The sequence below is a fragment of the Frigoribacterium sp. MEB024 genome, assembly GCF_000878135.1.
Classification (GTDB): Bacteria; Actinomycetota; Actinomycetes; order Actinomycetales; family Microbacteriaceae; genus Frigoribacterium.
This window is the reverse complement of the sequence record NZ_JXQZ01000041.1, coordinates 22457-48267: the sequence shown is the minus strand read 5'-3', so window position 1 is coordinate 48267 and position 25811 is coordinate 22457. Positions and strand designations below refer to the sequence as shown.

Here is a 25811-nt window from a genome sequence, read left to right as displayed (position 1 = left end):
ACGTAACTGGTGCACCAGATGCATTGATAGCTTCATGACCTATCTCATCCACGGCGCTACTGGCGCCCAGGGCTCCCCCGTCGTCGCATCCCTTCTCGCTTCCGGCGCCGCCGTCACCGCGGCGGTCCGCGACCCGTCCGCCTATGAGGGAGGCGGCGCGCCCGTCGCCGTCGACCTGATGTCGGTCGCGTCCCTCGCGGCGGCCTACGCGGGCGTCGACGGCGTCTTCGTGCACCTTCCGGTCGGCGACGCCGCCCAGCAGCTCGCGCATGCCCGGACGGTCGTCGCAGCCGTCGAGCAGGCACGGCCGGCCCGGGTGGTCGTCTCGACCAGCGGGTACCCGACGGAGGGCGACGGTGCGGCTGAGAGTCCCGTCGGCTTCCTCACTGCCGGTCTGCGGGCGACCGGGGTCTCCGTCGCCGTCGCGGCCCCGCGCCTCTTCCTCGAGAACCTGCTGCTGCCGCCGGTCGCCGCGGGCGTGGAGCAGGAGGGCGTCCTCCGCTACCCGATCCGTGACGACTACGCCGTGTCGTGGAGCTCGCACCTCGACGTGGCCGACGTCGTCGCGCGACTGCTGCAGGACGGCTCCGTGACCGGTGTCGTCGGGGTCGGTGCGCTGCCCGGCCTCGTGGGCTCCGACCTCGCGGCTGGCTTCGCCGCAGCCTCGGGCACGAGCGTGCGGTTCGAGGCGCAGGACGTCGACGACTTCGGCCGCGTCATCGAGCCCCTCTTCGGCTCAGCCGGAGCGGACCCTGTCGTGGCCTCGTACCGGTGGCGGGCCACCCTGCCCTCCGAGCTCATCGACCCTGCCACGAGCGCACAGCAGCAGCTCGGGCTGAGCCCGCGCACGGTCGAGCAGTGGCTCAAGGACCTCCGGGCCTGACCCGTTCGCTGTACGACAGCAAGGGCTGCTCCCCGACCAAGGCGGTCTTCAGTTGGGGAGCGGTTCTGATCTGGCCAGGGCCCGCTCGTGGTGTTCGTCGGCGCTAGTCACAAACGATCGTTTCTGCATGCCCGATAGGGGATCCATGACGGGGAACCCGGGCGAACCCAGGAACCCCGCCATTCACAGCGGGGGTCTGGGCTGCCCTCGCAACGTAGCCGTATGTCGGCCGAGCATCTAGTGCCCGGTGAAGGATCGGTCACAAGGACTAGTTTCTCTACTCGGCCGCCAGGGTGATCGGCAGCTCGGCTACCGCCCCTTCTTCGGTGGTGGATGTCACGGTGAGAATTCCATCTCCGGCGGGGATGTCGTCGGGAAGTGGAAACGTGCCAGCGGCAGTGAAGTGCGGGCCGGCCGCACTTTGGATCGTCCCGAGATGGCGGGACTCAGAACTCTCCATCGGGGTGATCGTGACGTCGATGTCCTCGGCGGGCCGGTTCGTTCCGCCGGTGTCTTCGCATCTCGCGGTCATCCAGTCCACGCTGAGCTGGATCTCGCCGCCAGGTCTCAGGTCTGAGTTGCCGAGGACGATCTCCTTGACGGCGCAGGAGCTTGCGGCGGTGCCTACCGGCACGGGTGCGCAGCCAGTGACGATGACGAGCAGCAGTGTCATCCCGCCCACGGATCGCAGCACGCTCGCCGTGCGGCCCTTCTTATCGCGCATGTCCGCAGCTAAACACGGCCGAGGTGCCGCCCGAAAGGGGATCGGTCAGCGGTCGAGGCCCGAGGGGCCCGTCCCACGGATCGTCCCTCCGGCTCAGGCCCCTAACAGAGAGACGGGCAGGGGAGGCTGGCTGTGAGCAGGAACATGCTCGCGTGGAAGGCCACAGCAGCAGCGCCAGTCAGCCAGAGCGCCGGAACAAGTGCGCGGTGGCCACGTAGCATGCGGCGCCCAGAAAGTGCGGACGCCAGGAGCCACAGCGACAACTGCACGCCTACCAGAATTGGCCTAGCCCACAGGAAGACGTCGCCCATGATGTCGCGCCAGAGAACTGCGACGACGATGACGACCAAGGTCGCTGCGAAGCCGACGATCAGGACCATGATCGCTCCCGCGTCGACCCTGGCTGAGATTCGCGGCGGCGCCAGCGGCTCGGCGGTGCTCATGACCCGAGACTAGACGGCTCGTCAATGTCGCCGACAGCCCCGTAGAGCCTCACAAGAAGGTGCCCGTTAGACGATCGGCTACCGGCCTGCCACCAAGCTGACTCGGCGCAAGCCGCAGCGGTCTACGTAAAAAGCGCCAGCGGAAGCGACACCACGAAACATACGGGCGGCACGATCGCGATGCCACCACAGACGCCGGCCCATCGGCCAGTGCGGCCGCCTAGAGCTCCGGCGATGAGTGCGAGCACGATCGAGGCGACCAGCAGGAATGGCACGGCGAGCCAGACCATCGAGGTCCACTCTGCGGCGGAGAACCAGAGCCAGGAACCCTCGGCGCAGGCCGTGACGAAGCAGACGATGAGGGTCAGCGGGGCGAGCAGCCGAGCCCGACCGGTCGGCTCGGTCTCGGGGGCGGGGCCGTCGCCCAAACGGGGTGACGGGTCGACGAGCGGGTCGCGGTGGGGCAGCGCCGCCACTTCGGCCTCGGCCCGGCGGAGCAATTCGCGGTCGGCCTCGTTCATGCCCTGACCCTAGCGCCGGCGTGGCCACCAACCGCCTTGGCACCCTTTGACCCGCCTCGCACCCTCGACGACTCGAGTCCGGAGCGTGTCCGGTAGGCCATGGCCTGTCGGAACGGTCACGTGGCCGCGGACCATGGGTCGGGGACGCCTTGACCGGATCCGAGCTGGTCCATGAAGGTGTTGTGTACGCCGATGAGTTCCCTCATCGGTACCGTCCCCTTACTGACGGTGGCGACGTCCTTTCCCTCTGTGGTGAAGGGGGGAGGGTAGAGATGCAAGCCGTCGGCCAGGTTCAAGGCGGCGAGGTCGTCTTGCCATCGTGGCCATCGGAGCGTCTCGTAGAACTTCGTGATAGCCCCTGCGAGCATTGTCGTCACGAACTGCGCGTGGCCGATTTCGAGGTCTTCCCAGGTCAGGTTGTCCACTGAGAAGTGGTGGACGGAGCCGTCGCCTTTGCCGAATGCGCCGCCGTCCAGGGCAAATGCTCCGCCGAGTACGTCGTAGGCAACGACGAGGAGTCCTGGTGTGCCGGCGCTGGCTTGATCCAGACCGGGTAGCCCTCCATTTGAGGAGCTGCCGCCGAGGATTCGTAACCAGCCGTGATCGATGAGCAGGCCCGATGTTTCTCGAGCGAGGGCGCCAAGGTATGAGCTCGGCCCAAGTTCCAGCGCTGACGCCGTACGCGCATTTGCGTCCCGTGGCAGAACGGCGACATCAAGGGGTGATGCTGAGATGAGGTCGCTAAGTTCTGCCCACGCATTGTCCCCAGTGTTCCCCATGGCCATAGTTTGAGCCATAGCCAGGGTTTACCGGATGCAGACCCAGAAGATCTGCCCGGTAGGGGATCGCGGGCCGGGCCGGGCCGGGCCGGGCTGTTCGTTGAGCCCTGCTCTCTCGCGAATTGCATGCCCCAGTTGCCAACTCGTCCCGAAACAGCTACGAGGGCGACCGGCGCAGGCGGGGCTCGTCTCAGGGGCGGAGAAGAAAGGGCCCGGACGTGACCAGGATGACCTGGGCTGTTCCGGTGCGAAGCCTGGGAAGTCATCGTCCCGGAAGTCAGATGGGTGTCATGACGTGCCGATGAGTAGACCAAGTGCTCCGGCGCCAATGGTCATCGAGTTACTAGCTGGGGCGCCCTCGCGGGCCGGGCCTCACTTATCTGCTCCTGCGAGGGCGCCCTTGACGAAGTACTTCTGCAGGAAGAGGTAGGCGATGAGGATGGGTGCGAGCCCGATCAGAGCGGCGGCCGCTGCCGCTCCGATGTTCGTCCCTTGGCTCGAGAAGAACACCGCTACTGCCGGTGCGAGTGTTCGCATGGGCGTGCTGCTGCTGATGTAGGAGCTCATCGCGAACTCGTTCCACACGTTCGTCGCCGTGAGGATCGTGACAGTTGCGAGCACGGGCTTCAGGGAGGGCAGGACGATCTGCATGAAGATGCGAAGTGTTCCTGCTCCGTCCATGGCAGCGGCTTCTTCGAGCGAGATGGGGAGACCGCGCATGAACTGGGTGAAGAGGAACACGGCGAGTGGGAGCTGAAGCGTCGTCAGGACGAGGATGAGTCCGCCGAACGTGTTGAGGAGGCCGAGACGCGACAGCATCGTGTACAGCGGCACGAGGATGCTGAGCGGTGGCACGATCAGCATGCCCAAGAGACCTAGTGAGACTGCCCGGTTGAGCCGCGTCAGCCGTCGAGCGAGGGGGTAGGCCGCCATAGCGCCGATGAGGCACACGAGGAACGTGCTCACCGTGGTGACGAGAAGGCTGTTCTCCAGCGCCCAGTCCAGGCGGCCGACGGTGAACGCCGTCGAGAAGTTCGCCAGGGTCGCTCCGGAGAACGGAGGCAGCCAGAGCGAGCTGTCGTCCGTGGCGGGTTTCAGCGCGGTCGTGACGGCGATGTAGAACGGCGTGATCTGCACGAGGGCGACGATCACCAGGAACGCGGTCTTTCCGATCTTCGCTGCGCTGCGGGTGCGACGCCGGGAGCCAGGCGAGGTGGTGGCGTGGGCGGTCATCAGGCGTTCACGTCCGTTCTGCTCATCCGGCGGACTAGGAACACGGAGACGATCGCGATGATCACGAACAGGGCGACGCCCATCGCTGACGCGTATCCGGCTGCTTGCTGACCGAAGTAGGTGCGTCCGATGAGGGTGGAGACGGAGTTCGATGCGTAGCCGGGTCCTCCGCCGGTGAGTACCTGGATGACGTCGAAGAGCTTGAGGCCCCCGATGAGGTTGATGATGACGCTCGAGATGAACGCCGGCTGCAGGAGCGGGATGGTGATGGAGCGGAGCAAGACCCAGCCGGAAGCGCCGTCGAGCGCGGCCGCTTCGTAGACTTCCAGGCTGATTCCTTGCAGGCCGGCGAGATAGATGACCATCGAGATCCCGACGAACTGGAGGGTGTTCACGGCGATGATGATGGCGATGGCACCGGGCCCGCTGCTCAGCCAGGCGACCTGACCGAGGCCGAGGCCTCCGAGGATGTCGTTCAAGGCTCCTCGGTCGTACTGGAACAGCAGGTAGTACATCAAGCCCATCACCACCGGGGAGACGAGAACCGGAAGGTAGACGATCGATCGCGTCACCGTGGACATGCGTCCCCGGCCGTCGAGCGCCACCGCGAGTGCAAGGCCGAGGACCTGCTGTAGCAGCGTGCACCCGAACCCGAAGAGGAGCGTGTTCAGCAGCGCCGTGTGGAAGGTCGCGTCGGTGAAGAGCTGTGCGAAGTTGGCGATCCCGACGAACGCCCTCGTCGGGGAGTAGCCGTCCCAGTTCGTGAAGGCCAGTCCGATGCCCTGGATGAGCGGGACGAAGACGAAGACGACGAGGAGAGCTGCCGCCGGGAGGTACATGAGGTTCATGGCCCACCCGCGCTTCGCGGGACGCTTGGTCCGTTCGCGGACCGCGGGGCTGCCGGCACGTCGGTGCAGTGGTGGTGCCGAGGCTTCGGTGATGTTTTGCACGATGATTCCTGAGGCTCGTGCACGGCGGGGACGGTGTCCGTCCCCGCCGTGCTGGCGATTACTGCTGGCCGTAGAGGGTCTTGTACTGGCGACCCATCTGGGTCGAAGCCGCTTCGACGGTGCTCTGTCCGGTGATGACCGAATCGGTCACGGCGATGAGCGTGTCCCACGCGCCGTTCGGCAGGTACACACGATCGAAGTACGGCTGCACGGGTGTCGTTCCCGGCGTGACGTACGTGTCGAAGCTGTCGGCGACCGTGCCGAAATCGACCTTGACCGATGTCAGACCCGGGGCGGACGCCGTGGCCTCAGCGAGGGCGGCGGCGTTGTCCTGCTTCGCGAGGAAGTCCAGGAACGCGAGGGCCTCTTCCTGGTGGGTGCTGGTCTTGGAGACGCCGAACGAGTCCACTCCTTCTCCGCCGACGAGGTAGGGCTTCTGGTCGCCGGTTGTCGGGAGCGGCATGAAGCCGAGGTTCGCCTCGGGGTTGAGTGTCAGTGCCTGACTCAGGAGGACCGTCTGGAAGAGCTCGAAACCGGTGGTCCCGTCTGCGAGGGCGCGGGCCATGTCATCGGTGGAGGCGGATGAGTAGTCCTTGTTGAACCATCCCGCTTCACGCCACTGCTGCACTCGGTCCAGCATCTGCTCGAACGGGGCCTGGACGAATGTTCCGTCTTTCATCTGCTCGCCTTCAGCTGTGCTGTAGGTCTGCGCGGCGAGGTAGTCGCCCATGTGGCCAGCGGGTCCTTGGTCCTTGCCGCTGGAGTAGATCGCGGTCTTGCCCGTGGCGGTGACCTGCGCTGCGGCGGCATCGAAGGCGTCCCAGGTGGTGAGGGTCTTCGGGTCGATGCCCGCTTCGGTGAGGACGTCCTTGTTGTACAAGATGCCCGCGGTGTCCGTCTCTCCGGGGAAGGCGAAGATCTGACCGTCGCTGTCCCGCATGGCTGAGTCGAGTGCGGGGTTGACGTCCTCGGCCCAAGCCTGGTCGGTGAGGGGCACGAGGAAATCGCTGTACCGCAACAGCGACCAGCCGTGGGTCGAGAAGAGGTCGGGCACGTTGTTCGCCGCGAGCTTGACCTTCATGTCGTTCTCGTAGTTCGTTGACTGGGCTGTGACCTGGATCTTGTCCCCGGTCTGTTCCTCGAAGTCGTCGACGATCTTGGCCATGACCTTGTACTGCGGGGTGTCAGCACCCATGTTGAAGAAGAACTGCATGGTGTCGCTGTCCGTACCGGCGCCGGCACGGCTGCAGCCACTCGCTGCGAGGACGAGGACGACTGCGCCGAGCGACGCGGCGATCGTTCGACGTGTGGAGAGTTGAAGCTTCATTGCTTGCCTTCCTTCGGGTGTGCTTGATCACGTTCGTGATCAGGGTTCTGATGGATCAGTCGGAGGTGACGTCGTAGACCCGTGCAGAGAAACCGGGCATCGGTGGGGTCAGTGCGATCCGATCGTCGTTGGAGCCAGAGACGGCCCAGGCCGCCGCGGACTCGGGGTAGATCTGCCGAAGCGAGGTCGGTGTGACTTCACCGCCCAGGTCGAGCTCGATCGTCTCGGTGGTCGACTCGCTCCGGTGCCAGACGTACAGGAGCGATCGATCAGGAGTTCGCAGCTGCAGCGAGAGCGTCTGAGCGTCCCAATCCGGGTAGCCGCCCGGCCACTCGGGCACGGCTTCGGCGATGTCGGAACGCATCGACTTGAACACCCGGACCGCTTCTTCGACGAGGGCGAACTGTTCCTCGTTCATCTTGTTCAAGAAACCCGACAGGTAGAGACGGCCGGACAGTCCCGTGACCAAGGTGAAGGCGATCTCCTCATCACTCATGGAGGTTTGGGGGTAGGCCCAGCTGGCCGCTTGTTCCGGGAGCATCTGCATCGGGGCGGCGGCCGCGATGGGCGGATAGAGGCGGAAGTCCTGCTGGTCCGATGTGGACTGCACGTCGAAGACCTCCAACATGCCGAAGTCCGAGCGCATGGCACCCGAGCTGCAGTTCTCGAAAACCACGTCCGGGTGCTTGGAGCGGAGCGCCGCGAACCAGCTCAGGTGTGCGCGGTTGTGTGCGAGCAGCCCCGCCCCGACGGAGAATGCGTCGAGGTCCGTTCCCGCGCCGGGCGTGACGTTGTAGTCCAGCTTGAAGAACCCCACACCGAAGTCGGCGATGAGACGATCGAAGGTCTGGTCGAGGTGTTCCCGGGCTGCGGGGTTCCGGAGATCGAGGAAGTAGCGGTCGTGCTCCCGGACACGGATTCCGTGCCGTTGCATGAAGGCCTCTGCGGGGAGAGTCTCGGCGAGGGGACTGCGTACGCCGATGACCTCGGGCTCGACCCAGATCCCGACCTTCATCCCGTGAGATCGGATCGTGTCGGCGACTCGTGCGAGTCCGCCGTCGGGGAACCGTCGTGTCGACGGAAGCCACTCGCCGACGCTCGGCCACCAGTCGCCTTCCTCGCTGTCGTCGTACCAGCCCGCATCGATGCAGAAGCACTCGGCGCCGGCCGCGGCGGCAGCCCTGATAAGCGGAAGCAACCGCTCCGTCGTCGGGTCGCCGAGGATCGTGTTCATGAAGTCGTTGAAGACCAAGAGCGATGAGCTGTCCGCTCGCTGAGCACGCCGGAGCCAGCGACGATGCCGGGTCAATTCGGCAACGGCGCTCTCTGCGCCAGCACTGCCGACGGTGAACGATGCTGGGACTGATTCGAACGACGCGCCGGGCACCAGTTCCTCAGCCCACTGATGGTGGAGATCCGTCGGGCCGAGCAGGACGAGGGCAAGTGCGTCCTCGCCTTCGCGTTGGTTCACGAGCTCCCACCGCCAACCGCCGTTGTGCTCCACCTGCCAGGCGATCGCTCGACCGGAGACGGGGTGTTCGAGCACCCCCGTGGGCAGCGCACGAGCGGTCGTCCAGGTCGATGTCCCTGACGCTGCCGTGTAGCCCCGACCCGGCTGGTGGTTCACCCCGGAGTGGAAGTCGCCGAGGCCAGCCTGTGACCAGGCCTTCGTCACCACCCAGCGGTTCTCGGCGAGCTGCTCGCCGGAGCCTGTGTGCAACAGCGCCTCGTGCGGGTCGTCTCCGTGGCTGACGAGCGCACCGATCGCGATCGTGGACAGCGCCTCGAGCACGACCGGCATCGGCCCGTCGTTCCGGACCGATGTCCTGACGCGGGCTCCCGCGACGTCCGGAGACGCCGTGAAGGTGACCGTCACGACGAGACCCGTCTGAGCATCCCGCTGTTCGATCTCGAGACGCGCAACGCCGTCACTCTCAGTTCGGCGCACATCGGCCAGACGAAGACGAGCTCCGACGCCCGTGTGTGTGAAACGAGTCGTGTTCCGAGCGCGGCCGTCACCCGTGATGATGGCCTCGACCAGTGGCTGCGTCGCCTCAGTGACCACGTTCTGGGCCCCGGCCTCCACGCCGACGATGCGCACCGGGTGCTCCCCAGAACCGAAGGACAGCGTGAGAGCACCTGCCTGCCAGACGAAGACTCGCTCGGTCGGTGTGACCACATCCGCCACCGACGATGGTTCCTGTGTGGCCTGAACGGCTTCCGCACTCACGCGAGGCTCCTTTGCGCTCTCAACTGACTTGTACGTCCCATGAAAGCGTTGATCATGAAAGCGTTGATCATGACCATAAACGTCTCTTACGCATCGTGCAAGTAGACGGATCAGACCAGCGGTGCAGACGTGCTCTCTCGAGGGAGCAGCATGTTCGCCGGTCGGGCGTCGGCAGTCGACGCGACGTCTGCGTCGATCAGGAGCTCGAGAGCTGACCTGCCGGCCCAGCCCCAGTCGAGGCGGTAGGTCGTCAGGCTGGGGACCCAGCTCGCCGCGAGCGGGTGGTCGTCGAGCCCGGCGACGCTGACGTCCTGGGGCACGCGCCGTCCTGCGTCGTGCATGCTGCGCATGACCGAGAAGGCGATCTCGTCGTTCGGGCAGAAGACCGCTGTGACCTCAGCATCCGCGGCGAGGACAGCCCCTGCCATCAGAGCAGAATCCACCGTCCAGTCAGACGCGACGGGACCGGGTGGAACGATTCCGCGCGCGTCGAGTGCCTCGCGCCAACCGAGCTCGCGAGGGTGTGAACGACCGCCGTAGTAGGGGACGGAGACGTAGTGCACCGTGCGGTGACCGAGATCGAGCAGATGGTCCACGACTGCACGAGCTGCCGCACGGTCGTCTACCAGGACGTGAGCGACGTCGGCGTCGGCGTCAGCACCGTTCGTCACCGTCGCGATCGGTATCGCACCGAGCTTCGAGTGCAGCCTGACGGTGTCGTACGAGTTGTAGTCGAGGACCACGACCCCGACGATCGGCTGGGAGAGCAGGACCTCGACTGCAGCTGACACTCCGTCCGCGTCTGCGGGGTCGAGTATGGCGATGGCGACGACGTAGCCGCTCGCTCGGGCCCTGTCCTCTATCTCGGTCAGCATGCGAGAGCGGCCGTACGCGGCGGTATCTGGTGCGATGACGCCCACGATCGGCTGCTGACCGTGCACCAACGCCCGAGCTGCACCGTTGGGTCGGTAGCCCAACTCGTCCATGGCCGCTCTGACCTTCGCCGTCGTCCCGTCGCTCACCGGCGTGGATCCGGTCATGACGCGAGAGACCGTCGGCAAGGAGACGCCGGCTGCCCGGGCTACGTCGGTGATCGTCGGGGGTCGTCGGCGATCTGCGGGCACAGTTGAGAACCGTAGGCGATCGAGCCGAGCCCGGCAATGCGAAGCCCCTGGTCGTCGCTCCAGACGGGGCTGGCCGAAGTCAGGCGACCCAAGCGGCAGAGACGCTGCGGTCCACGATGCGGCGCCAGCCCTCCGGGGCGGCGGGATCACGGCTGGCCGTTCCTGCCATCCAGAGCACGGTCATCAAGTCATCGGGGGTGAATTCGCGGGAGAGAACGCCGTCGGCATGGGCGGCCTCCACGAGTTGCGCCCCCAAGGCCATCGACCGCTCGCACGCGTTGATGAGGAGAACTGCGTCGGGGTACCGCCGCAGCATCGCGTCGTTCATGGCTGGATCACTGAGCTGCAGATCGATCATCCCCGAGATGAAGGTCTCCAACTGGGAGCGAGGAGAGACCTCGTCCAGCACGAGCGCCCTGAGCACTTTGAGCTTCTCGCCAGCGATGTCGTCCACCACGGCGTCGATGAGCTCCTCACGGGACCCCACCCGGTTGTAGAGCGTCCCGATGCTCACGCCCGCTTCTCGGGCGATGTCCTCCAAGGGCGCGGACAGCCCTCGCCTCGAGAACACCGCGACGGCGGCCGCGCGCAGCTTCTCGCGGTTCGCCTGGGCGTCTCGACGCAGGCCTGGCACAGCAGTCACGGCAACTCCACGGGAAATTGAGGGCGGCCTCAATCTAAGCTGATCGCCAGTTGAGGACTATCTCAACTTACCGCTTCAGCACGCGAGGGCCCAGCGGTAGGCCCGAAAGGACGAACCATGCCCCTCATGACCATCATCGGAGCAGGCCCCGGCCTGGGCCTGGAGATCGCTCGCGCCTTCGGCCGGAAAGGGTTCGACGTGGCCCTCGTTGCGCGCGATCAGACCCGGCTCGATGCACTCGCCCAGACCCTGGCCGCTGAGGGCATCACCGCGCGGGGCTTCACCGCCGACGTCGGTCAGCCCGCCACGATCACGAGCGCTCTCCGCTCGATCCGTGAGTCACTCGGGCCGATCGACATCCTTGAGTTCTCGCCGGCCGATCCGACGTTGGAGTCCGTCGATGCCCTGGAGGTGACGATGGAGAACCTCCAGCCGCAGATCGACTTCTATCTCGGTGGCGCGATCACCGCCGTCGGCGCCGTCCTGCCCGACATGATCGCCGCCGGCGCCGGGACCATCCTGGTCACCACCGGCGGCGGCCCGATGGCCCCGACACCTGCGCGCGGCAACATCAACATCGCCGCTGCGGGCCTTCGGAACTGGACCTTGAACCTGCACAGCGCCCTCGAGGGCACGGGGGTCTACATCGCCCACGTAGCGATCACAGCGCTCATCGGAGGTGGCCGTCCCGACGCGGAGCCGGACGTCATCGCCCAGTCCTACGTCAAGCTCCACGACGAACGACGGGACGATCAACTGCACTACGTCGCATACGACCACTGACGCCAGCCCGTCCCGTCCGGAGTGAACACTCCGGACGGGACGCGGGGCGTCTAGGAGGGTCGCACCGTGACCTCGGCTGCGGCAGCGCTGGTCGCGAACGCCCGGAGCGTGACGACCTGCTGGGCCGTGCTCGGCGGAGCATCGGCCATCTGCCAACGAGAGACCAGCGCCACCATCCCCCCTATGGCGAAGGCCCGCGCCTCGCCTGTTAGAGAGATCCCCGGGCGGCTTGCGTCGCCGTCCGAGTCCGTCAGCCACGTGGTGACAGCGGCAGCGAGGACCTCGGTGACTCGCTCACCTCGGGGAATCGCCCGCAATTTGTCGAAGAACTCACGATCGGCTCGCCCTGCGGCGAGCAGCGGTTCGATGCCGGCCTCCCGAACGGCGTCGGTCAGGGCCTGGGGAAGGTTCGCGGCACCCTCGTCGAGAGACAGGCGGGTGCCGTCCAGCAATCGGCTGATCCACACATCCGTGGCGAGGTCGCCGATGTTGCCGTAGTGGTTGTGCAGCGCCTGCCGGCTGAGACCTGCTCGCTGCGCGACCGAGCTCATCGAGATCGTCTCGCCCTTCGGCGATTCAGCGACCAGGGCGGTCAACGCCCTGACGAGAGCTGCGCGAGTCCTGGTGACGCGCGGATCCACCCGCTGCACCACGGCCGCCTGCGCGCTCGTTGCTTCGGACATGTATCCATCTTGCCAGAACTCGATCACTGATGTACGTTCGTCATCTACTAGACAACTGTAAAGGAAATGATGACGCACGCGACAGGATCGACGCCACGGCACGGAGACGCTCCGCAGCATCCCGAATTCGAAGCGGCGGTCGCCGGAGGTTCCTTGACGTCGGAGGGACCGGGTTCCGCGCACCGCTACCGCAACCTGATCCTCGGAGCAGTGGCGATCCTCCTGCTCGCGATGGCGATGCTGACGAGCTACTCGAGCGCCTTCGGCCACCCGCGACCCAACGACGTCGAACTCGCCGTCACTGGCGACGCGACCACGATCGTCGCGCTCGAGCAGCAGGACGCCTTGGAGCTCACCGTCGTGGGATCCCCAGAGGAGGCCCGGGCGGCGGTCCGTGATCGAGACGTCGACGGCGCAGTCGTTCTTCCCTCCCCGGCTGAGTCCTCCGCCGTCACGACGTACATCGCCAGCGGTGGGGGCCGAGCAGTCGGTCAGGCCGTATCCGGCATCGGAGACTCGATCGCGGCGAACATCGGCACCACCAACGAGACCACTGATCTCGCCCCCTTGCCGGGCAACGATCCCGTCGGATCGATCGAGTTCTACGCGATCCTGTTCGCCGGGCTGGGCGCAGCGCTCGGTGCGACGATCTTCGGACGCATCCTCGGCACCGTCGACACGTCGTCCAAGTTTGTCGAACGCAGCGTCGTCCTCGTCGTCTACACGGCCGCGCTGGCGGGACTGATCACCCTGTGGATCGACGCCGGCCTCGAAGCCGTCACCGTGAACCCGGGGGCTGTGTTCGCAGTCCTGTGGCTGACAGGAGCGGCCATCGGAGGAGCCGTGACCGGCGTCGCAGCTCTGGGCGGAACGATCGCAGCACTGGCCATGACACTGGCCCTGGTTATCCTCGGCAACACCTCCTCCGGTGGCCCCCTCGGTATCCACGTCCTCAACGACTTCTTCCAGACGCTCTACTACGTGTTCCCCCAAGGCGACGCTCTCGACCTCCTGCGTTCCCTCCAGTACTTCGACGGCGCTGCCATGTCGGCCCCGATCATGCGGCTGGGCATCTGGGCCGTCGGCGGCATCTTGCTCACGTTGATCGCGATGCTGATCCGGAACCGGCGAGAGGCTGCGGCCCGACAACAGGGTGGCCCTCGTCCGGGCTCCGGCGCTGCCACTGCGACCGCCCCGTCGAGTTCTGGCCCCGAGCTCACCGCAGTCACCGCGAGCCCGACACCTCACGCGACGACCTCGGCACCCTGAACGGCAGTGATGAAGCAATCGGAAGGAAGCGACATGCCAGGCAAGATCGATGTCCACCAGCACCTGCTCCCGTCCCGCTACTTCGAGGCGTTGGCCTCAGCGGGACACCGGGCGATGGCAAGCGGCGCAGGGGCAGGTACGCAGGCGAGTCCGCCGGCTGTCGCCGGTGGGACGGCGCAGTGGGACCCGTGGGCACCAAGCGCGGGAACCGCCGCTCGGCACGGTTCGCGGACAGTCGGCGGGTGGCTCATGCCGGACTGGGACCCGGAGGCGGCGATCGCGATGATGGACGACGCGGGCATCGAGACAGGCATGCTGTCGATCAGCGCACCGGGCGTGCACTTCGGTGACGACGCCGCGGCCCGCGACCTCGCCCGCGAACTGAACGACTACCAGGCCGAACTCGTCAGAGAACGACCAGACCGCTTCGGACACTTTGCCGTACTCCCGCTCCCGGACTTCGACGGCGCCGTCACCGAAGCTGTCCGAGCACTCGACGAACTCCACGCCGACGGCGTCCTGCTGATGTCGAACGCGCACGGCCGCTACCTCGGCGATCCCGCCTACGAACCACTCTGGGTCGAACTCGCTGCACGCTCAGCCGTTGTCTTCGTGCACCCCACCGCACCCCTGATGGCAGAACTGCCAGGCATGCCCACAGCGCTCCTGGACTTCCCCTTCGACACCACCCGAACCGCCGTCGACCTCGTCGCACACGGGGTCTTCGACCGGCACCCAGAACTCCGTGTGATCCTCTCGCACGCCGGAGGATTCCTGCCCTACGCCGCCGACCGATTCAGCGCCGCCGCCATGTTCAACCCCGGAATCACCCCCGAGAGCATCCAAGCGGGCCTCCGCAAGTTCTACTTCGACACGGCCTTGTCTGCGACACCCACCTCGCTACCGTCGCTCCTGGCGTTCGCGGAGCCGGGGCACGTGCTCTACGGCAGCGATTTCCCCTACGCCCACCCGGAATGGCGAGCCCGCTTCGACCACAGCCTGGCCACCTACGATGGCCCCGATGCGGAACGACTGGGCGAAGTGCACCGATCCGCCGCCGAAGTACTCTTCCCCCGTCTGGCTCGATGAGGCGTCCCACTAGACGATCGGCCACCGAGACTCGGCCGCGATGTTGGTCGATCTCTCGGAGCCAAAGCTTGGATGGGCCGTTCAGGTGCCCCGCGGTCCGATGAGGGGTTCGGAGCCGATCACTTGCAATAGGGCGAGGTTCTCAGCGTCTCGGGAGCCCGCTGGTGCGGTGTAGAGCACGAGGTGTTGGTCCCGCTCGGTGATGGCTAGGGAGTCGCAGTTGACGGTGATCGGTCCGGCCGGTGTGTGGCGGAAGGTCTTCTGCAGGGGCGGTGGTGTCTGGACGTCGTGTCGCTCCCAGAGCTGTGCGAACTCGGCGCTGCCGGAACGGAGGTCGTCGATGAGATCGCGGACGCTCGGGTCAGATGGGTAGACAGCCTGGGCGCTACGGAGTTGGGTCACGACACCTTCCCGGAATGCGGCCTCGTCGGAGATCCCGTAGATCGCCTCTGACTGCTGCCCACCGTTGAGGAAGGTCTTCCTCGCGAGGTTGCGATCGCGGGGAACGAGCAGGGAGAAGTCCTCCATGAGAGCTGCCGCCAGGTCGTTCCAGGCGAGCACTTCGAAGGTGGCCGAGAGGACGATTCCGGCGGTGTGGGGGAGTCGTTCGAGCAGGGTAAGGATGCTCGGCCGTACATCGCGACTGTGCAGTCCCGTCGGAGTGGGGGCGGTGCCGGCCAGCCGGTGCAGGTGATCGGACTCTTCGGGGGTGAGACGCAGTGCGCCCGCGATGCCTGCGAGTACGACGTCTGAGGGCCGAGGCGCGCGGCCCTGTTCGAGTCGGGCGTAGTACTCGGCCGAGAGGTGAGCGAGGACGGCGACCTCCTCTCGCCGAAGACCTGGAGTCCTTCGCCGAGACCCAGACGAGAGGCCGACGTCTTCGGGGTGGAGACGCTCGCGGCGACTCCGGAGAAAAGCTGCGAGCTCACCTTTGTCCATGCCGCCATTCTCCGCCCGGTCAGGCCGCGGACCCTCGTACCGTTTGTGCCTGGATGCGAGTTCCCGGGGCGAAGACGCTCATCACATGACGAACAACAACGAGAACATGCCGGTCGGCCTTCTGACCGGGAAGGTCATCTTCATCACCGGAGCCAGCCGCGGTATCGGCGCCGCAGCGGGCCGTCTCTTCGCGAGAGAGGGAGCATCTGTCGTGCTGGCAGCCCGCAGCATCGGGGCGCTCGACGCCCTCGTCCGCGAGATCCGCACCCAGGGTGGCACGGCTGACACCGTCGTGATGGACCTCGCCGACCGAGCCAGCGTCCGCGCGGCCATCGATCGCGTCGAGGAGCTCCACGGGCGCCTCGACGGGGCATTCAACAACGGCGGCGTGAACCAGCAAGAGACGGGTCCGCTCGACACCACGTCTGACGCCGACATCGACGAGCAATTCGCCGTCAACTTCCGCGCACACTGGGTCGCGATGGTCGCCGAGGCGGCCCTCATGCGGAAGTCAGGCGGCGGCGCGATCGTGAACACCTCGAGCATCGGCAGTCGACGTGCTGTGCCGCCGTTGCCGGCGTACGGGGCAATGAAGCGGGCACTGAACAGCATCACGGAGACCGCGGCGGTCACCTGGGCTGCCGAAGGAATTCGGGTGAACGGCCTGATGCCCGGTGGAACGGCGACCGAGATGATGGACGAATGGGAGAGGAAAAGCCCAGGGATCATCGAGGCGAACAACGCAGCCAGCCCCATCGGCCGCATGGCAACCGCTCTCGAAGTCGCCGAGGTCGCGGGGTTCTTCCTCAGCGATCGCGCCTCGGCGGTGACAGGTGCCATCGTGCCCGTCGACGGCGGCGCCGGCGCCTGAGACGGGGACGCGCACCCGTCCTGCGGCCGCACCTATGTGGACCTGTGGCCGTTCTCGCGGACAGGATGAGGCGATGACAGAGCTGCAGGGCGCCGCCGTGGTCTTTGCGCCCCTGTTCGCGATCTTCGGGGTCTGCTTCATCGTGTTCCACCAGCACATCTCCGATGCCGCTCGCAGGGCCTACAAGGATCAGGGGCGCCGGATCGGCCCGCAGACCCAGTCGCCAGGGCTGATGATCGTCGGCGGGATCGGCATGCTGATCATCTCGACGGTCATCGTGCTCTACGCCTTCACCAACGTTTTTCCGCCGCCTCCTCCGCAGTAGCTCTCGACGGGAGCGCTGCCCGATAGCCGATCGGTCATTGCGGCGCGCACGGCCGTGGTGTCGGTCTAGAAGATGGCTTGGGGGTTCACGGGCACGCCGGTGAGGCCGTGGAGGCGGGGTGGGGCGATGCTGAGCAGGAAGGCGTGTCGGCCGACTTCGGCGCAGGTCGCGGCGAGGTCGTCGGTGGCGACGCTGTCGATCAGGGGCATGCCCAGGCGGGCCAGCCCGACCATGTGCATCGGCATGGGCATCTCCGGGTCGCTCGGCGGGAAGGAGTCGCTGATGTCGCCGGCGTAGAGCGAGACGCCACGGTGTTTCATCCACGTGACCGCATCGACGGTCATGCCCGGCGCCTGGGTCTCGGCGTCCCAGCTGAAGCCCCAGCCGCTGCGGACCACCACGGCGTCGCCGGGCAGCACCTCGACCCCCGCTCGCGCCTCGGCAGCGTCGAGGTCCGCCGAGGTGATGGGGTGCGCGGACGGCAGCCGTCCCTCCGGTGCCAGGTCGAGCAGGATTCCTCGCGTCGTGACCCCGGCGGCGAAGGCGGTCGTGGAACCGTGAGCGACGCCTCCGGCCGTGACGGTCTCCTCGAGTGGCCGGCCCGGGTACACGGTGCCGTTGACGGGCATGTGGGCGAAAGCGTCGATGTGCGTCAGCGCCGGGTGATGCGGTGTCACGACGAGGACCTCGGACATCCCCATGGGCGGCGTGCCCGTGTAGAGCAGCGCCTGCTGAACGGGGGGCGACGGCGGTGCTGGGGGAGCGAACGGTCCGCCGAGCATCGAGGCGGGTTCGACCGGGTACGCGAGCGACACGCTCCGGCCGATCCGCACCTCCTCAGCGGCGCGGGCCCTGGCGGCGTCGTCGATCAGGTTCAGCGTGCCGAGTTCGTCGTCGGCGCCCCAGCGGCCTCGGTCGTCTGGGAGTGCGGGTGTTGTCATGGTGGCTGTCCTGTCATGTCGGTTCGGTCTCGCGCGGGTGGGTGGTGCACACTGCAAGGAGGTCCCTGAAGCAGGTTCCTGCACCATAGCCTCAAAAACAGGTTCCTGTTTTATCGAGGTGAGCGACGAGGAGGCACGCATGAGTGACGACGGAGGTCGCGGGCTCGAGTCCGTGCTGGGCTGGAACGCGGTGAAGGTCGCCCGCATCATCGGCTCCCAGATCACCGCGGGGATGGCGGAGCACGACGTGAGCCTCGTGCAGTTCGGCGTGCTGTCGTGCCTGGCGGACGGTGCTGAGCTCACGTCGGCGGAGATCGCTCGGGCCGTCTTCGTTCGCCCGCAGAGCATGTCGGACGTGCTCGACGGGATGGAACGTCGCGGTCTCGTCCGCCGGGTGGGCATCCGCGCCCGCGGCCGGAGGAACCCCGCCGCGAGCACGCCAGCCGGCCAGGCCGTGCTCGACGCGGTGCAGCAGGTGGCCCTGGCGACGAACGACCTCAGCATGTTCGGGCTGGACGCGTCGCGGAGCGCACAGCTCAACGCACTGCTGCTCGCTGTCATCGAGGGCGCGGAGAAATCACCGGGCATCGGCGACGCTTACTGATACACGCCGGATAGGGGATCGATCATCGGACTGGATCTTCTGCCAGAGGCTGCGTCGGGTAGAGGTGACGATCGCCACTACCCGCCGTGAGCTCATCCGTCGCGGGGGTGTTGAGTGCCTGTCGGGTCGGTGCCGTGGATCCTGGAAGGGGCGCGATTGTTGAGCTCGCTGCGAAGGAGGGGCTGCCTAGTTGAGACCATTGATCGCCGATGGAATGAACCGGATGATCGAGCTGAGCGTCAGGCCGTACGCAAGTGTCAGGCCCACCGAGGCCAGGGCGATGTCGCGGGATCTCGTTCGCTTGATGTCCTGCAATGCCAGGTGTCCCAGCCCGGCACCAAATGCGGTCACAAGGGTTGGCGCACCAAACGCCCAGAGCAAGACCAGCGCCAGGACACCTACAGCGACGAATGCCACCGCATAACGGCTGAGGCGGTCGGAAGTTTCTTGGGGCAAACCACTCACCTCTTCGATAGGCAACGCATGTCGTCGAGTCTCACAGCCTATTCAGTTTCGTTCCAGGGCAGGTTGCGAAATGTGGGTCTGTCGCCACGGCCGGGCGTCGCACTAGTGGATGGGTTACCGGGGGCCTTCGAGCCGTGATGACTCTGGGGTGAGTGCGCCGGATATCAGGGCTTGGACGAGCCGATCGGCGTCGTAGTCAGAGTCGCTCGCGGCGCCGATGCAGAGGTTGCCGACGCCCTTCAGGAGGCTGTACCCGTCCAGGGCCGCCTCGTCGTCCGTGGGGCCGAGATCGGCGCGGGCCGCGGCGAGGAGTGACCCGCAGACCGGTACGAGGCGGCCCACGAAGTACGCGTGGAGTGCGTGGGAGCCAGCGGCGTCACCGTGGAGGGCGGTGGCGAGGCCGTGCTTCGTCACGAGGAAGTCCACGAAGAGCGCCACCCACGTACGCAGGGCTCCTTCAGGGGTCGCGCTCTCGGCGAGCAGTCGCGGCCCGGCCTCGGCGCAGGCCTCGACCTGGTGTCGGTAGACCGCGACGACCAGCTCAGGCCGGGTCGGGAAATGCCGGTAGACGGTGCCGACCCCCACGCCGGCCTTCGTCGCGATCTCGCGGACGGGAGCGTCGACGCCGGACTCCACGAACACCGCCGCAGCCGCGTCCAGGAGAGCCTGCTGGCTCCTGCGGGGTCGGCCCACCGGCCGTGGCTGTGCGGCTGGGGCGTCACCGTCCTGCGTGTCGGGCATGGCGCCTCCTCGATCGGGTCGAACCGGTGCTTGCTTAACGGAGCGACGTTCCGTAATGTTGCGGAGCGGCGCTCCGATAAGCAGTATCGCAGAGCGTGACTCCCGACGAAAGGCACCCTCCATGTCCTCATCACTCGTCACCGCACTGGACGAGATCGGCGGCGGCGGCGGCCCGGTCGTCTCCGTCGCGCCGGTCACCTTGTCGGCCCCGGGGCGCGCCGTCCCGCTCGAGGTCCGCGTGTCGGCACCCGCCACGGGAGGCGACCTGCCGGTCGTCGTGTTCTCGCACGGCAACGGCTGGAACCTCGACGGGTACGCGCCCCTGGCCGCGTTCTGGGCCTCGCGCGGCTTCGTCGTCGTCCAGCCCACGCACCTCGACTCGAGGCGGAACGGGTTCGGGTTCGACCACCCGGTCTTCCCGACGATCTGGACCGAACGCATCGCCGACCTGACCCGCGTCCTCGACCAGCTCGACACCGTCGAAGGGGCCGTCCCGGGTCTCGCCGGCCGCGTCGACCGCGACCGGATCGCCGCGACAGGTCACTCCTGGGGCGGCCAGACAGCGCAGACACTCCTCGGTGCACGCATCGTCGACGAGGAGGGCCACGTCGGAGACGACATGTCCGACAGCCGCGTCACCGCGGGCATCCTCTTCGCCGCCACCGGTCTCGGCGGCGACGACCTGCACCCCTTCGCGCAGGCGAACTTCCCCTTCATGCGCCCGTCGTTCCGTGAGCTCACCACCCCGACCCTCGTCGTCGCCGGCGACCACGACCAATCCACGATGTCCAGCCGCGGACCGGACTGGTTCACCGACGCCTACACGCACAGCCCCGGCGCCACCGACCTCCTCGCCCTGCACGGCGGAGAACATTCCCTGGGCGGGATCGTCGGCTACGAAGTGGCCGAGACCGCCGACGAGAACCCCGAACTGGTCGCCGTCATCCAGCGCATGAGCACCGCCTACCTCCGCACCGCTCTCCGCGTCGACGGGGGCGCCTGGCCCGCGGCCCGGGACGCTCTCCGCCGAGCCGGCGACCCGATCGGGCACGTCGACACCCAGTAGCGTCACGGTCTCTCGCGATCATGGCCGCTGTCCCCGTGGTTGCAAGGGACCTCATGCGTCGCAGGCCCCGGCGCTGTCTCGGTAGGGGATGCTGCTGCGGGCATCAGCGCGGCCGCGACGGCGGGGCATCAAGGCAGCAGCAACGACTCCAGGTCTTCTCGGGTGCCTCGAAAGGCGTTCATGTCGATGAACTCTTCGTCCCCGTCGTACCCGTCGAGCTGCTCGCGCGCGGACCACTGCCAGAAAGTCCAGTCGCGATCATCGGTGAGACGCGGGGAGGTGGCGACCGAGCGGAACCAGATGGGGTTGGCGGGGTAGCTCCCGGCGAGGTATCGCTCGTACCAGTCGCGGGTCGCGTAGAGCACAGCTGGTCGGCCGTAATGCTGTTCGATCGCGAGGAGGAGCGGGTCCAGCACCGCCCGGACCGTGGCTGCCGAGGGAGGGGCATCGCAGTACTCGGCGTAGCACTCGACGTCGACCACGACGGGCAGGTCGCCCCTGTTCCGGGAGACGGTGGCGATGACGTTGGCTGCTTGGTCCGTCCCCGGGCTGTCGACACTGAGGAAGTGGTAGGCGCCGACGAATAGGTCGGTGTCGTGTGCGTCGGCCCAGTTGTCCTCGAACCGGGGATCTCGGTAGCTCGAGCCTTCCGTCGCCTTGATCCACGCGAAGTCGATGTCCTCCTCCGCCAGGACGCCCCAGTCGATCGTGCCCTGGTAGGCGGATACGTCGACGCCCTGCACCGGGTACCTGAGGGCCGCCGTGCGGGTGGGCCAGAGCGTTCCCGTGAAGAGCAACGCGGCGACGGCGAGCGATGCGAGGGCGACCACGGCGGCCGAAAGGACGATGCGGCGCCGCCGCCGTCCTCGAGGGACCGCGCCTGTTCGGGCCGAGGCGTCGTCTCTGTCCTCGTCATGTCCGTTCGCCTCAGGCCCCATGGGACGAAAGGCTACGGGGCCGTGCGAACGAGCACATTCTCCGATCTGCCACCAGCCCCGCTAGACGATGGTCTTCTGCGGCTCCGCTGCTGCGCGCGCGATGACTACTTCGGGCTGATGTGCCGGTCGATCAGTCGCGAGATGATCGCGTGTGAACTCTTCCCGCTCTGAGAGCGGCCGCTACTGGCTTCAGGGTTGTCTTCTTGTCCACGGTAGAAGAGTTCCACGGTCTGCCCGATGACTGATCATGGTCCGGTTTTCGCTACTCTCGAGCGCCTCTGGCTGAAGAACGGGTGGACAATCGCTCCGGATGCCCAGCGCCGCGAGTCGGCGGGGGCGACTCGCGGTGCGGACTCGCCGGGTCAGTCGCTCAGGGGTCGGAGCCACTCGGCTTCGAGGTCGCCTTCGACCAGGTCGCCGAGCTTGCCGAAGTAGTCCTGCATATGGGGCTGCTGAACGTGGCGGGCGATGTCCTTGCCGGATGACCAGCGCTCGTAGAACGCGAACGCGCCCGGCGCCTCCTCAGTGGTGTGGACTGCGTACTGCTCGTAGCCCTGCTCGGCTCGGACCGCCGGGATGATCGCCCGGATCGCCTCCTCGAGCTCACGCTCCTTGCCGGCCTTCGCGCGGGCGAAGCCGTAGACGGCGACCGGAGTGGTCGAGGCCAGGACGTCGGCGGGCATCAGGCCGTCGGGGACGGTGTCTTCAGTGGTGCTCATGGTGACTTCTTCTCTCGTGTCTTCTCGCCCCGGCATTCGCTCGGGGATGGCATTCACGCTAGGAGCGGCTGGCGGTGCGCTCAATGCGCGGAAGGTCCACGGTGATGTCCGAAAGGACCAACCGCGCTCCGGTCGTGGGTTCTTCGCACGATCAGCCGTAGGTTGAGGGGGTGGACGTTCTCTCCGAGGTGCTCGACGTGTCCGGGGTGCGGGGGAGCGCCGGTGCGCGGATCGCGGCAGGTGGTGAGTGGGGTGTCGAGTGGCTCCGTGACCGGGACGCCGTCGTCTACGCGGTCACCGCCGGCATCGCCTGGTTGACCCTCGACGGGGAGGCCCCGCGCCTGCTGATGACCGGCGACGTCGTGATCCTCGCTACGGGCGCGGCCCATTCCCTCTCGAGCGAGCCCGGAGCCGACATCCACTCGTGCGACGTGGCCGCCGCCGCCGACGCCCGCCGCGAGGGCGGCGACCTGCGCCTGGGGAACGGTGACGTGCAGACCCAGGTGCTCGGCGCCTCCTACTCCCACGACCCTGCCGGGAGCACACCCGTCTTCGCGCTCCTCCCGCCGGTGGTCCACCTGGGTGCCCCGCAGCTCGAGGCCACACTGACCGACGTCGTCCGGCTCCTGGGCAGGGAGATCGCCCGCCCGGGTCTCGCCACGGACCTCCTCCTGGACCGCCTGGTCGACGTGCTGCTGATCGAGGTCCTCCGCACCTGGCTGGCCTCCGCCCCGCCCGTCGACGCATCGTGGTGGGGCGTCCTCCGCGACCCGCTCCTCCTGCGCGCCGTGACGCTGATCCACGAGGCCCCGGGGCGCCCGTGGACGACGGAGGCCCTCGCGCGCGAGGTCGCGACGTCCAAGCAGACTCTCGTCCGCCGCTTCGCGACCTTCGCCGGGACCACGCCCGGCGCGTACCTGACCCGCTGGCGGATGGACCTCGCCGCACATCGCCTCCGGGACACCGAGGACACGCTCGACGAGATCGCCGCCGACGTCGGCTACACGTCCGTTTACGCGTTCAGTCGAGCATTCAGCCGCGAACGCTCTCTCCCACCGGGGCGGTACCGGACAGCCTCGCGCGTCGGGGGCTCTGAGACCGACCGCGACTGATGACGGGCTGGTTCCGCTCGAGGTGACCGGCGCGCTCGACTCGAGCAGAGCCTGGTGCCCCAGAGAAGCTCACGCGCGGCGTGGAGAGCCGGCCATCGGGCTGCCGTGCCCATTCCGGCCGTTGTGACCGTCGTCGCGGCCGCGGCAGGAGCCGTCGTCTTCGCCATCACGTGGGGCAAAGGGTCTGACGTGACGAACACGGCCGGCCTGTGGGGCATCGGCATCGCCCCGAGCTCGAACAGCTCTGGACGATGTTCCGCCACGAGATGTCCGCCTTCACCGGCACGCTTCCCGACGAACGTGGCCGCTTTCGACAGGAGTTGCCGGCCGACTCCTGGGTTCGATTCATCGTCTGACGGAAGATCGTCCAGCGGGCTCGGTCAGCGCGCGCACGTCCGAGGCGAACCGTCCTGGTGTCCGGGCCCGCGCCTCCTCGGCTGCGACGACGAGGCCGAGCACGGGCCGGCGCCGAGGACGAGAGGGGTTTCGCTTCGGCTGATTTGGCTCGGGCCGGCCTGCCGGGGATGCTTGCAGGACGACCGAGGGAGTTTCATGATGGCGCGTTTCCGTACTCTGCCTTTGCCGGCTCTTCTCGTGGTCTTGTTCGTGGTCACAGGAGCCTTGTGGTTCGGGATCGGTGTGATCGTGATGCCCGATGACCAGCCTGTTCTCGTGCGACTGATCGGGACGGTCTTCTACGCGGGAGCGATGACCGCGGTCTTCGGTTTCATGATCGCTCGAGCAAGGCGTCTCGCCGGCGGAGTCACCGACCTGGCCGAGATGCGGGCAGCCTTCAAGGCCGGCAGCATCCCTCCCGGGGTCGAGCCGGGCAGGTGGGTTCCGACCTTCGAGAAGTGGGAGCGTCAGTACCGGTTGAATAGGTGGTTCGGGCCCGTCACGTTCGTCGCCTTCGCGGCGCTGACTGCTTGGTTGGCCCTCTCCGAGGGGCCCGTCTGGTGGCTCTTCACGGTGTTCTTCGTCGTCGCCATGATCTGGTCGACGGTCGATTCCTGGAGAGGGTCGGCGAAGGCGACCGTGATGCTCGATGAGCTTCGTCGCCGGCCGCCCCTCCCTCCACGGACGGATGTGCCCGTCTCGCCTGAGACGAAGTAGCTGATGGGGGGTCGTTGCATGGACCAGAGCGAGGTGGTCGAGCACATCGCGCTGCGGTCTCGATCGGCCGGCCATCCCATCGTGGTGGGCATCTCCGGCTTCTGCGGCTCGGGGAAATCCACACTCGCGCACAGCATGGTCGCAGCTCTGCCGGGGTCGGTGAGGATGCGTGGTGACGATTTCCTCGATCCCGAGCGCTCCCACCTTCGCTCCGCGGACTGGGACGGGGTGGACCGGTCACGTCTCGTCTCGAGCGTCCTGTCCCCGTTCCGTGGCGGGCGAGAGGGCGAGTTCCGACGGTACGACTGGTCGGCCGGGGCACTCGGTGCCCTGGAGCCCCTTCCTCTTGCCCCTGTCCTCGTCGTCGATCTGATCGGCCTCTTCCACCCTGAGGCCATGCCCGCTCTCGACGTGACGATCTGGTGCGACGTCGAGCTCGACGTCGCTGTTCGGCGTGGCATGGCCCGCGACAGGGAACTCGGACGGAGCCACGAAAAGCTGTGGGCCGAGGTCTGGGGCCCGAACGAACGCGATTTCGCCGACCAGTTCAGGCCGCGAGAGCGCGCAGACGTGCTGTATTCATCGCCCTGATGGACCAGTGCCAAGAAAGACGTGGTCCGTGCCGCCGCGAGGACGACGAGCCCTGGGGGCGAACACCAGGGTGCTCCGTCGCGTGGGAGGAAGTTCCGGCGGCGTGACGGTCAGTCGTCGCTCTTCATGCTCCGAGAAGGTGCCGAATTGATCCACAGGCCGCGGAACACGAAGAGGGAGCTGGCGATGCCTCCCGCGCCGAGTGCCATGCTCACCCACGTCGACGAGTAGTCGAGCACTGGAGCGCCGAGAGCGACGAGGCCCACGAGGGCCCAGACGCACAGGGCGCCTTGGAACCACCTCTGGTGCAGCGCTCGTCGAAAGTTGTCCACCACATGGCGAACCTACTGCCTGCGTCAGCGTCTCGATGAGCGTCGTTGACCGCGACCCATCCCACTGGGATGCTTCTCGCAACCGACGGAGGTCGTCATGTTCGAAGAACGCGGGTGGTTCGCCGAGGCTGACGCGAGAGCGCTCAGGCCGACCGACTCGGTGAACGACGTGGATCATCGTGGTGATGCTCCCCGGGCCGAGCACCGGCCTGAACCCGTCCGCCTCCGTCCGCTCGATCGCCTCCTGCGTGGCTTCCCGTGGCATGACCGAAGTCAGCGACCGCACCGTTGGTTCGCAACCCGCGTCCGCCCGGCAAGGGATACCCAGCGGGCCGACCGGCGGTAGCTCGCGGCACTCGTGAGTGGCCTGCCC

The 25811-nt window shown here is 67.2% G+C and carries 29 protein-coding genes; 11 read left to right on the top strand and 18 right to left on the bottom strand.

What is annotated here, in order from left to right:
• Nucleotides 1-34: 34 nt before the first annotated feature.
• Nucleotides 35-883 (top strand): SDR family oxidoreductase, encoded by an 849-nt coding sequence (locus tag SZ60_RS10060; RefSeq protein ID WP_043595604.1) that lies wholly within the window; start codon nucleotides 35-37, stop codon nucleotides 881-883.
• Nucleotides 884-1160: 277 nt separating this feature from the next.
• Here SZ60_RS10060 and SZ60_RS10055 read toward each other — a convergent pair whose 3' ends face one another.
• The 10 genes from SZ60_RS10055 to SZ60_RS10010 all read right to left on the bottom strand — a co-directional run bounded on the left by SZ60_RS10055 (nucleotide 1161) and on the right by SZ60_RS10010 (nucleotide 10857).
• On the bottom strand, nucleotides 1161-1607 hold the full coding sequence (locus SZ60_RS10055; protein WP_043595602.1) for a hypothetical protein: 447 nt from the start codon (nucleotides 1605-1607) through the stop codon (nucleotides 1161-1163).
• Nucleotides 1608-1708: 101 nt separating this feature from the next.
• On the bottom strand, nucleotides 1709-2050 hold the full coding sequence (locus SZ60_RS10050; protein ID WP_043595601.1) for a hypothetical protein: 342 nt from the start codon (nucleotides 2048-2050) through the stop codon (nucleotides 1709-1711).
• A 122-nt stretch (nucleotides 2051-2172) separates the two neighbouring features.
• A complete protein-coding gene (locus SZ60_RS10045; protein WP_043595600.1) occupies nucleotides 2173-2571 on the bottom strand; it encodes a hypothetical protein in 399 nt (132 codons plus the stop codon).
• A 116-nt stretch (nucleotides 2572-2687) separates the two neighbouring features.
• On the bottom strand, nucleotides 2688-3350 hold the full coding sequence (locus tag SZ60_RS16925) for a DUF2625 family protein (protein WP_162234625.1): 663 nt from the start codon (nucleotides 3348-3350) through the stop codon (nucleotides 2688-2690).
• A gap of 372 nt (nucleotides 3351-3722) precedes the next feature.
• Complete coding sequence (locus SZ60_RS10035) at nucleotides 3723-4583, bottom strand: carbohydrate ABC transporter permease (protein WP_052505306.1); 861 nt, start codon at nucleotides 4581-4583, stop codon at nucleotides 3723-3725.
• The gene (locus SZ60_RS10030; protein ID WP_197073540.1) at nucleotides 4583-5533 is read right to left on the bottom strand and encodes a carbohydrate ABC transporter permease; all 951 of its coding nucleotides are present in this window, start codon (nucleotides 5531-5533) and stop codon (nucleotides 4583-4585) included. Before SZ60_RS10030 ends, SZ60_RS10035 begins: the two co-directional genes overlap by 1 nt.
• A 58-nt stretch (nucleotides 5534-5591) precedes the next feature.
• Nucleotides 5592-6860: an ABC transporter substrate-binding protein gene (locus SZ60_RS10025; protein ID WP_043595598.1), complete on the bottom strand. Its 1269-nt coding sequence runs from the start codon at nucleotides 6858-6860 to the stop codon at nucleotides 5592-5594.
• A gap of 55 nt (nucleotides 6861-6915) precedes the next feature.
• Entirely contained in the window at nucleotides 6916-9090 is a 2175-nt protein-coding gene (locus SZ60_RS10020; protein WP_082060033.1) for a glycoside hydrolase family 36 protein, read from the bottom strand.
• Between the two features lie 110 nt (nucleotides 9091-9200).
• Nucleotides 9201-10214 carry a LacI family DNA-binding transcriptional regulator gene (locus SZ60_RS10015; RefSeq protein WP_043595596.1) on the bottom strand — a complete coding sequence of 338 codons (1014 nt, stop codon included), beginning with the start codon at nucleotides 10212-10214 and terminating at the stop codon, nucleotides 9201-9203.
• A gap of 79 nt (nucleotides 10215-10293) precedes the next feature.
• Nucleotides 10294-10857 (bottom strand): TetR/AcrR family transcriptional regulator, encoded by a 564-nt coding sequence (locus SZ60_RS10010; protein WP_043595595.1) that lies wholly within the window; start codon nucleotides 10855-10857, stop codon nucleotides 10294-10296.
• Between the two features lie 126 nt (nucleotides 10858-10983).
• Between SZ60_RS10010 and SZ60_RS10005 the strand changes: the two genes are divergently transcribed.
• Nucleotides 10984-11640 (top strand): SDR family oxidoreductase, encoded by a 657-nt coding sequence (locus tag SZ60_RS10005; protein ID WP_231567113.1) that lies wholly within the window; start codon nucleotides 10984-10986, stop codon nucleotides 11638-11640.
• A gap of 50 nt (nucleotides 11641-11690) precedes the next feature.
• On the opposite strand, the gene SZ60_RS16510 is transcribed toward SZ60_RS10005, so the two are convergent.
• Nucleotides 11691-12350 carry a TetR/AcrR family transcriptional regulator gene (locus SZ60_RS16510; RefSeq protein WP_052505303.1) on the bottom strand — a complete coding sequence of 220 codons (660 nt, stop codon included), beginning with the start codon at nucleotides 12348-12350 and terminating at the stop codon, nucleotides 11691-11693.
• Between the two features lie 126 nt (nucleotides 12351-12476).
• Here SZ60_RS16510 and SZ60_RS09995 point away from each other — a divergent pair, with 126 nt between their 5' ends.
• Nucleotides 12477-13592 (top strand): hypothetical protein, encoded by a 1116-nt coding sequence (locus tag SZ60_RS09995; RefSeq protein WP_052505302.1) that lies wholly within the window; start codon nucleotides 12477-12479, stop codon nucleotides 13590-13592.
• 33 nt (nucleotides 13593-13625) lie between these two features.
• Nucleotides 13626-14681, top strand: coding sequence for an amidohydrolase family protein (locus SZ60_RS09990; RefSeq protein WP_082060039.1), 1056 nt, complete (start codon nucleotides 13626-13628; stop codon nucleotides 14679-14681).
• Nucleotides 14682-14762: 81 nt separating this feature from the next.
• Here SZ60_RS09990 and SZ60_RS09985 read toward each other — a convergent pair whose 3' ends face one another.
• Nucleotides 14763-15620, bottom strand: a complete 858-nt coding sequence (locus SZ60_RS09985; protein WP_043595591.1) for a helix-turn-helix transcriptional regulator — start codon at nucleotides 15618-15620, stop codon at nucleotides 14763-14765.
• 85 nt (nucleotides 15621-15705) lie between these two features.
• Here SZ60_RS09985 and SZ60_RS09980 point away from each other — a divergent pair, with 85 nt between their 5' ends.
• Both SZ60_RS09980 and SZ60_RS09975 read left to right on the top strand, forming a co-directional pair.
• Entirely contained in the window at nucleotides 15706-16491 is a 786-nt protein-coding gene (locus SZ60_RS09980) for an SDR family NAD(P)-dependent oxidoreductase (protein WP_043595590.1), read from the top strand.
• Between the two features lie 73 nt (nucleotides 16492-16564).
• Nucleotides 16565-16816, top strand: a complete 252-nt coding sequence (locus SZ60_RS09975) for a hypothetical protein (RefSeq protein WP_043595588.1) — start codon at nucleotides 16565-16567, stop codon at nucleotides 16814-16816.
• A gap of 65 nt (nucleotides 16817-16881) precedes the next feature.
• On the opposite strand, the gene SZ60_RS09970 is transcribed toward SZ60_RS09975, so the two are convergent.
• Complete coding sequence (locus tag SZ60_RS09970; protein WP_043595587.1) at nucleotides 16882-17757, bottom strand: cyclase family protein; 876 nt, start codon at nucleotides 17755-17757, stop codon at nucleotides 16882-16884.
• Nucleotides 17758-17896: 139 nt separating this feature from the next.
• Here SZ60_RS09970 and SZ60_RS16505 point away from each other — a divergent pair, with 139 nt between their 5' ends.
• Entirely contained in the window at nucleotides 17897-18361 is a 465-nt protein-coding gene (locus SZ60_RS16505) for a MarR family winged helix-turn-helix transcriptional regulator (RefSeq protein WP_056230010.1), read from the top strand.
• 186 nt (nucleotides 18362-18547) lie between these two features.
• Here the strand turns inward: SZ60_RS16505 and SZ60_RS09960 are convergent, their stop codons facing one another.
• Together SZ60_RS09960 and SZ60_RS09955 are read right to left on the bottom strand one after the other, a co-directional pair.
• Nucleotides 18548-18841 carry a hypothetical protein gene (locus SZ60_RS09960; RefSeq protein WP_156155570.1) on the bottom strand — a complete coding sequence of 98 codons (294 nt, stop codon included), beginning with the start codon at nucleotides 18839-18841 and terminating at the stop codon, nucleotides 18548-18550.
• Nucleotides 18842-18940: 99 nt separating this feature from the next.
• Entirely contained in the window at nucleotides 18941-19567 is a 627-nt protein-coding gene (locus SZ60_RS09955; protein WP_043595584.1) for a TetR/AcrR family transcriptional regulator, read from the bottom strand.
• A 121-nt stretch (nucleotides 19568-19688) separates the two neighbouring features.
• Here SZ60_RS09955 and SZ60_RS09950 point away from each other — a divergent pair, with 121 nt between their 5' ends.
• Nucleotides 19689-20633: an alpha/beta fold hydrolase gene (locus tag SZ60_RS09950; protein ID WP_043595582.1), complete on the top strand. Its 945-nt coding sequence runs from the start codon at nucleotides 19689-19691 to the stop codon at nucleotides 20631-20633.
• 128 nt (nucleotides 20634-20761) lie between these two features.
• Here SZ60_RS09950 and SZ60_RS09945 read toward each other — a convergent pair whose 3' ends face one another.
• Entirely contained in the window at nucleotides 20762-21463 is a 702-nt protein-coding gene (locus SZ60_RS09945; RefSeq protein ID WP_231567112.1) for a GH25 family lysozyme, read from the bottom strand.
• 470 nt (nucleotides 21464-21933) lie between these two features.
• Complete coding sequence (locus SZ60_RS09940) at nucleotides 21934-22290, bottom strand: putative quinol monooxygenase (RefSeq protein WP_231567111.1); 357 nt, start codon at nucleotides 22288-22290, stop codon at nucleotides 21934-21936.
• A 170-nt stretch (nucleotides 22291-22460) separates the two neighbouring features.
• Here SZ60_RS09940 and SZ60_RS09935 point away from each other — a divergent pair, with 170 nt between their 5' ends.
• The 3 genes from SZ60_RS09935 (at nucleotide 22461) to SZ60_RS09925 (ending at nucleotide 25106) form a co-directional block, all read left to right on the top strand.
• Nucleotides 22461-23402 carry an AraC family transcriptional regulator gene (locus SZ60_RS09935; RefSeq protein WP_043595580.1) on the top strand — a complete coding sequence of 314 codons (942 nt, stop codon included), beginning with the start codon at nucleotides 22461-22463 and terminating at the stop codon, nucleotides 23400-23402.
• 528 nt (nucleotides 23403-23930) lie between these two features.
• A complete protein-coding gene (locus SZ60_RS09930; RefSeq protein WP_156155569.1) occupies nucleotides 23931-24515 on the top strand; it encodes a hypothetical protein in 585 nt (194 codons plus the stop codon).
• Between the two features lie 33 nt (nucleotides 24516-24548).
• The gene (locus SZ60_RS09925) at nucleotides 24549-25106 is read left to right on the top strand and encodes a uridine kinase (RefSeq protein ID WP_231567110.1); all 558 of its coding nucleotides are present in this window, start codon (nucleotides 24549-24551) and stop codon (nucleotides 25104-25106) included.
• Between the two features lie 110 nt (nucleotides 25107-25216).
• Here SZ60_RS09925 and SZ60_RS17245 read toward each other — a convergent pair whose 3' ends face one another.
• Complete coding sequence (locus SZ60_RS17245; RefSeq protein WP_156155568.1) at nucleotides 25217-25441, bottom strand: hypothetical protein; 225 nt, start codon at nucleotides 25439-25441, stop codon at nucleotides 25217-25219.
• Between the last annotated feature and the right edge of the window lie 370 nt (nucleotides 25442-25811).

Bases quoted from the DNA above. Each gene is read 5' to 3' on its own strand.
- SZ60_RS16925 (WP_162234625.1), bottom strand. From the start codon at position 3,350: ATGGGGAACACTGGGGACAATGCGTGGGCAGAACTTAGCGACCTCATC.
- SZ60_RS10005 (WP_231567113.1), top strand. From the start codon at position 10,984: ATGACCATCATCGGAGCAGGCCCCGGCCTGGGCCTGGAGATCGCTCGC.
- SZ60_RS10025 (WP_043595598.1), bottom strand. From the start codon at position 6,860: ATGAAGCTTCAACTCTCCACACGTCGAACGATCGCCGCGTCGCTCGGC.
- SZ60_RS09950 (WP_043595582.1), top strand. From the start codon at position 19,689: ATGTCCTCATCACTCGTCACCGCACTGGACGAGATCGGCGGCGGCGGC.
- SZ60_RS09980 (WP_043595590.1), top strand. From the start codon at position 15,706: ATGACGAACAACAACGAGAACATGCCGGTCGGCCTTCTGACCGGGAAG.
- SZ60_RS16505 (WP_056230010.1), top strand. From the start codon at position 17,897: ATGAGTGACGACGGAGGTCGCGGGCTCGAGTCCGTGCTGGGCTGGAAC.
- SZ60_RS09985 (WP_043595591.1), bottom strand. From the start codon at position 15,620: ATGGACAAAGGTGAGCTCGCAGCTTTTCTCCGGAGTCGCCGCGAGCGT.
- SZ60_RS09940 (WP_231567111.1), bottom strand. From the start codon at position 22,290: ATGAGCACCACTGAAGACACCGTCCCCGACGGCCTGATGCCCGCCGAC.
- SZ60_RS10045 (WP_043595600.1), bottom strand. From the start codon at position 2,571: ATGAACGAGGCCGACCGCGAATTGCTCCGCCGGGCCGAGGCCGAAGTG.
- SZ60_RS09955 (WP_043595584.1), bottom strand. From the start codon at position 19,567: ATGCCCGACACGCAGGACGGTGACGCCCCAGCCGCACAGCCACGGCCG.
- SZ60_RS09975 (WP_043595588.1), top strand. From the start codon at position 16,565: ATGACAGAGCTGCAGGGCGCCGCCGTGGTCTTTGCGCCCCTGTTCGCG.
- SZ60_RS10050 (WP_043595601.1), bottom strand. From the start codon at position 2,050: ATGAGCACCGCCGAGCCGCTGGCGCCGCCGCGAATCTCAGCCAGGGTC.
- SZ60_RS09970 (WP_043595587.1), bottom strand. From the start codon at position 17,757: ATGACAACACCCGCACTCCCAGACGACCGAGGCCGCTGGGGCGCCGAC.
- SZ60_RS10060 (WP_043595604.1), top strand. From the start codon at position 35: ATGACCTATCTCATCCACGGCGCTACTGGCGCCCAGGGCTCCCCCGTC.
- SZ60_RS10055 (WP_043595602.1), bottom strand. From the start codon at position 1,607: ATGCGCGATAAGAAGGGCCGCACGGCGAGCGTGCTGCGATCCGTGGGC.
- SZ60_RS09990 (WP_082060039.1), top strand. From the start codon at position 13,626: ATGCCAGGCAAGATCGATGTCCACCAGCACCTGCTCCCGTCCCGCTAC.
- SZ60_RS10035 (WP_052505306.1), bottom strand. From the start codon at position 4,583: ATGACCGCCCACGCCACCACCTCGCCTGGCTCCCGGCGTCGCACCCGC.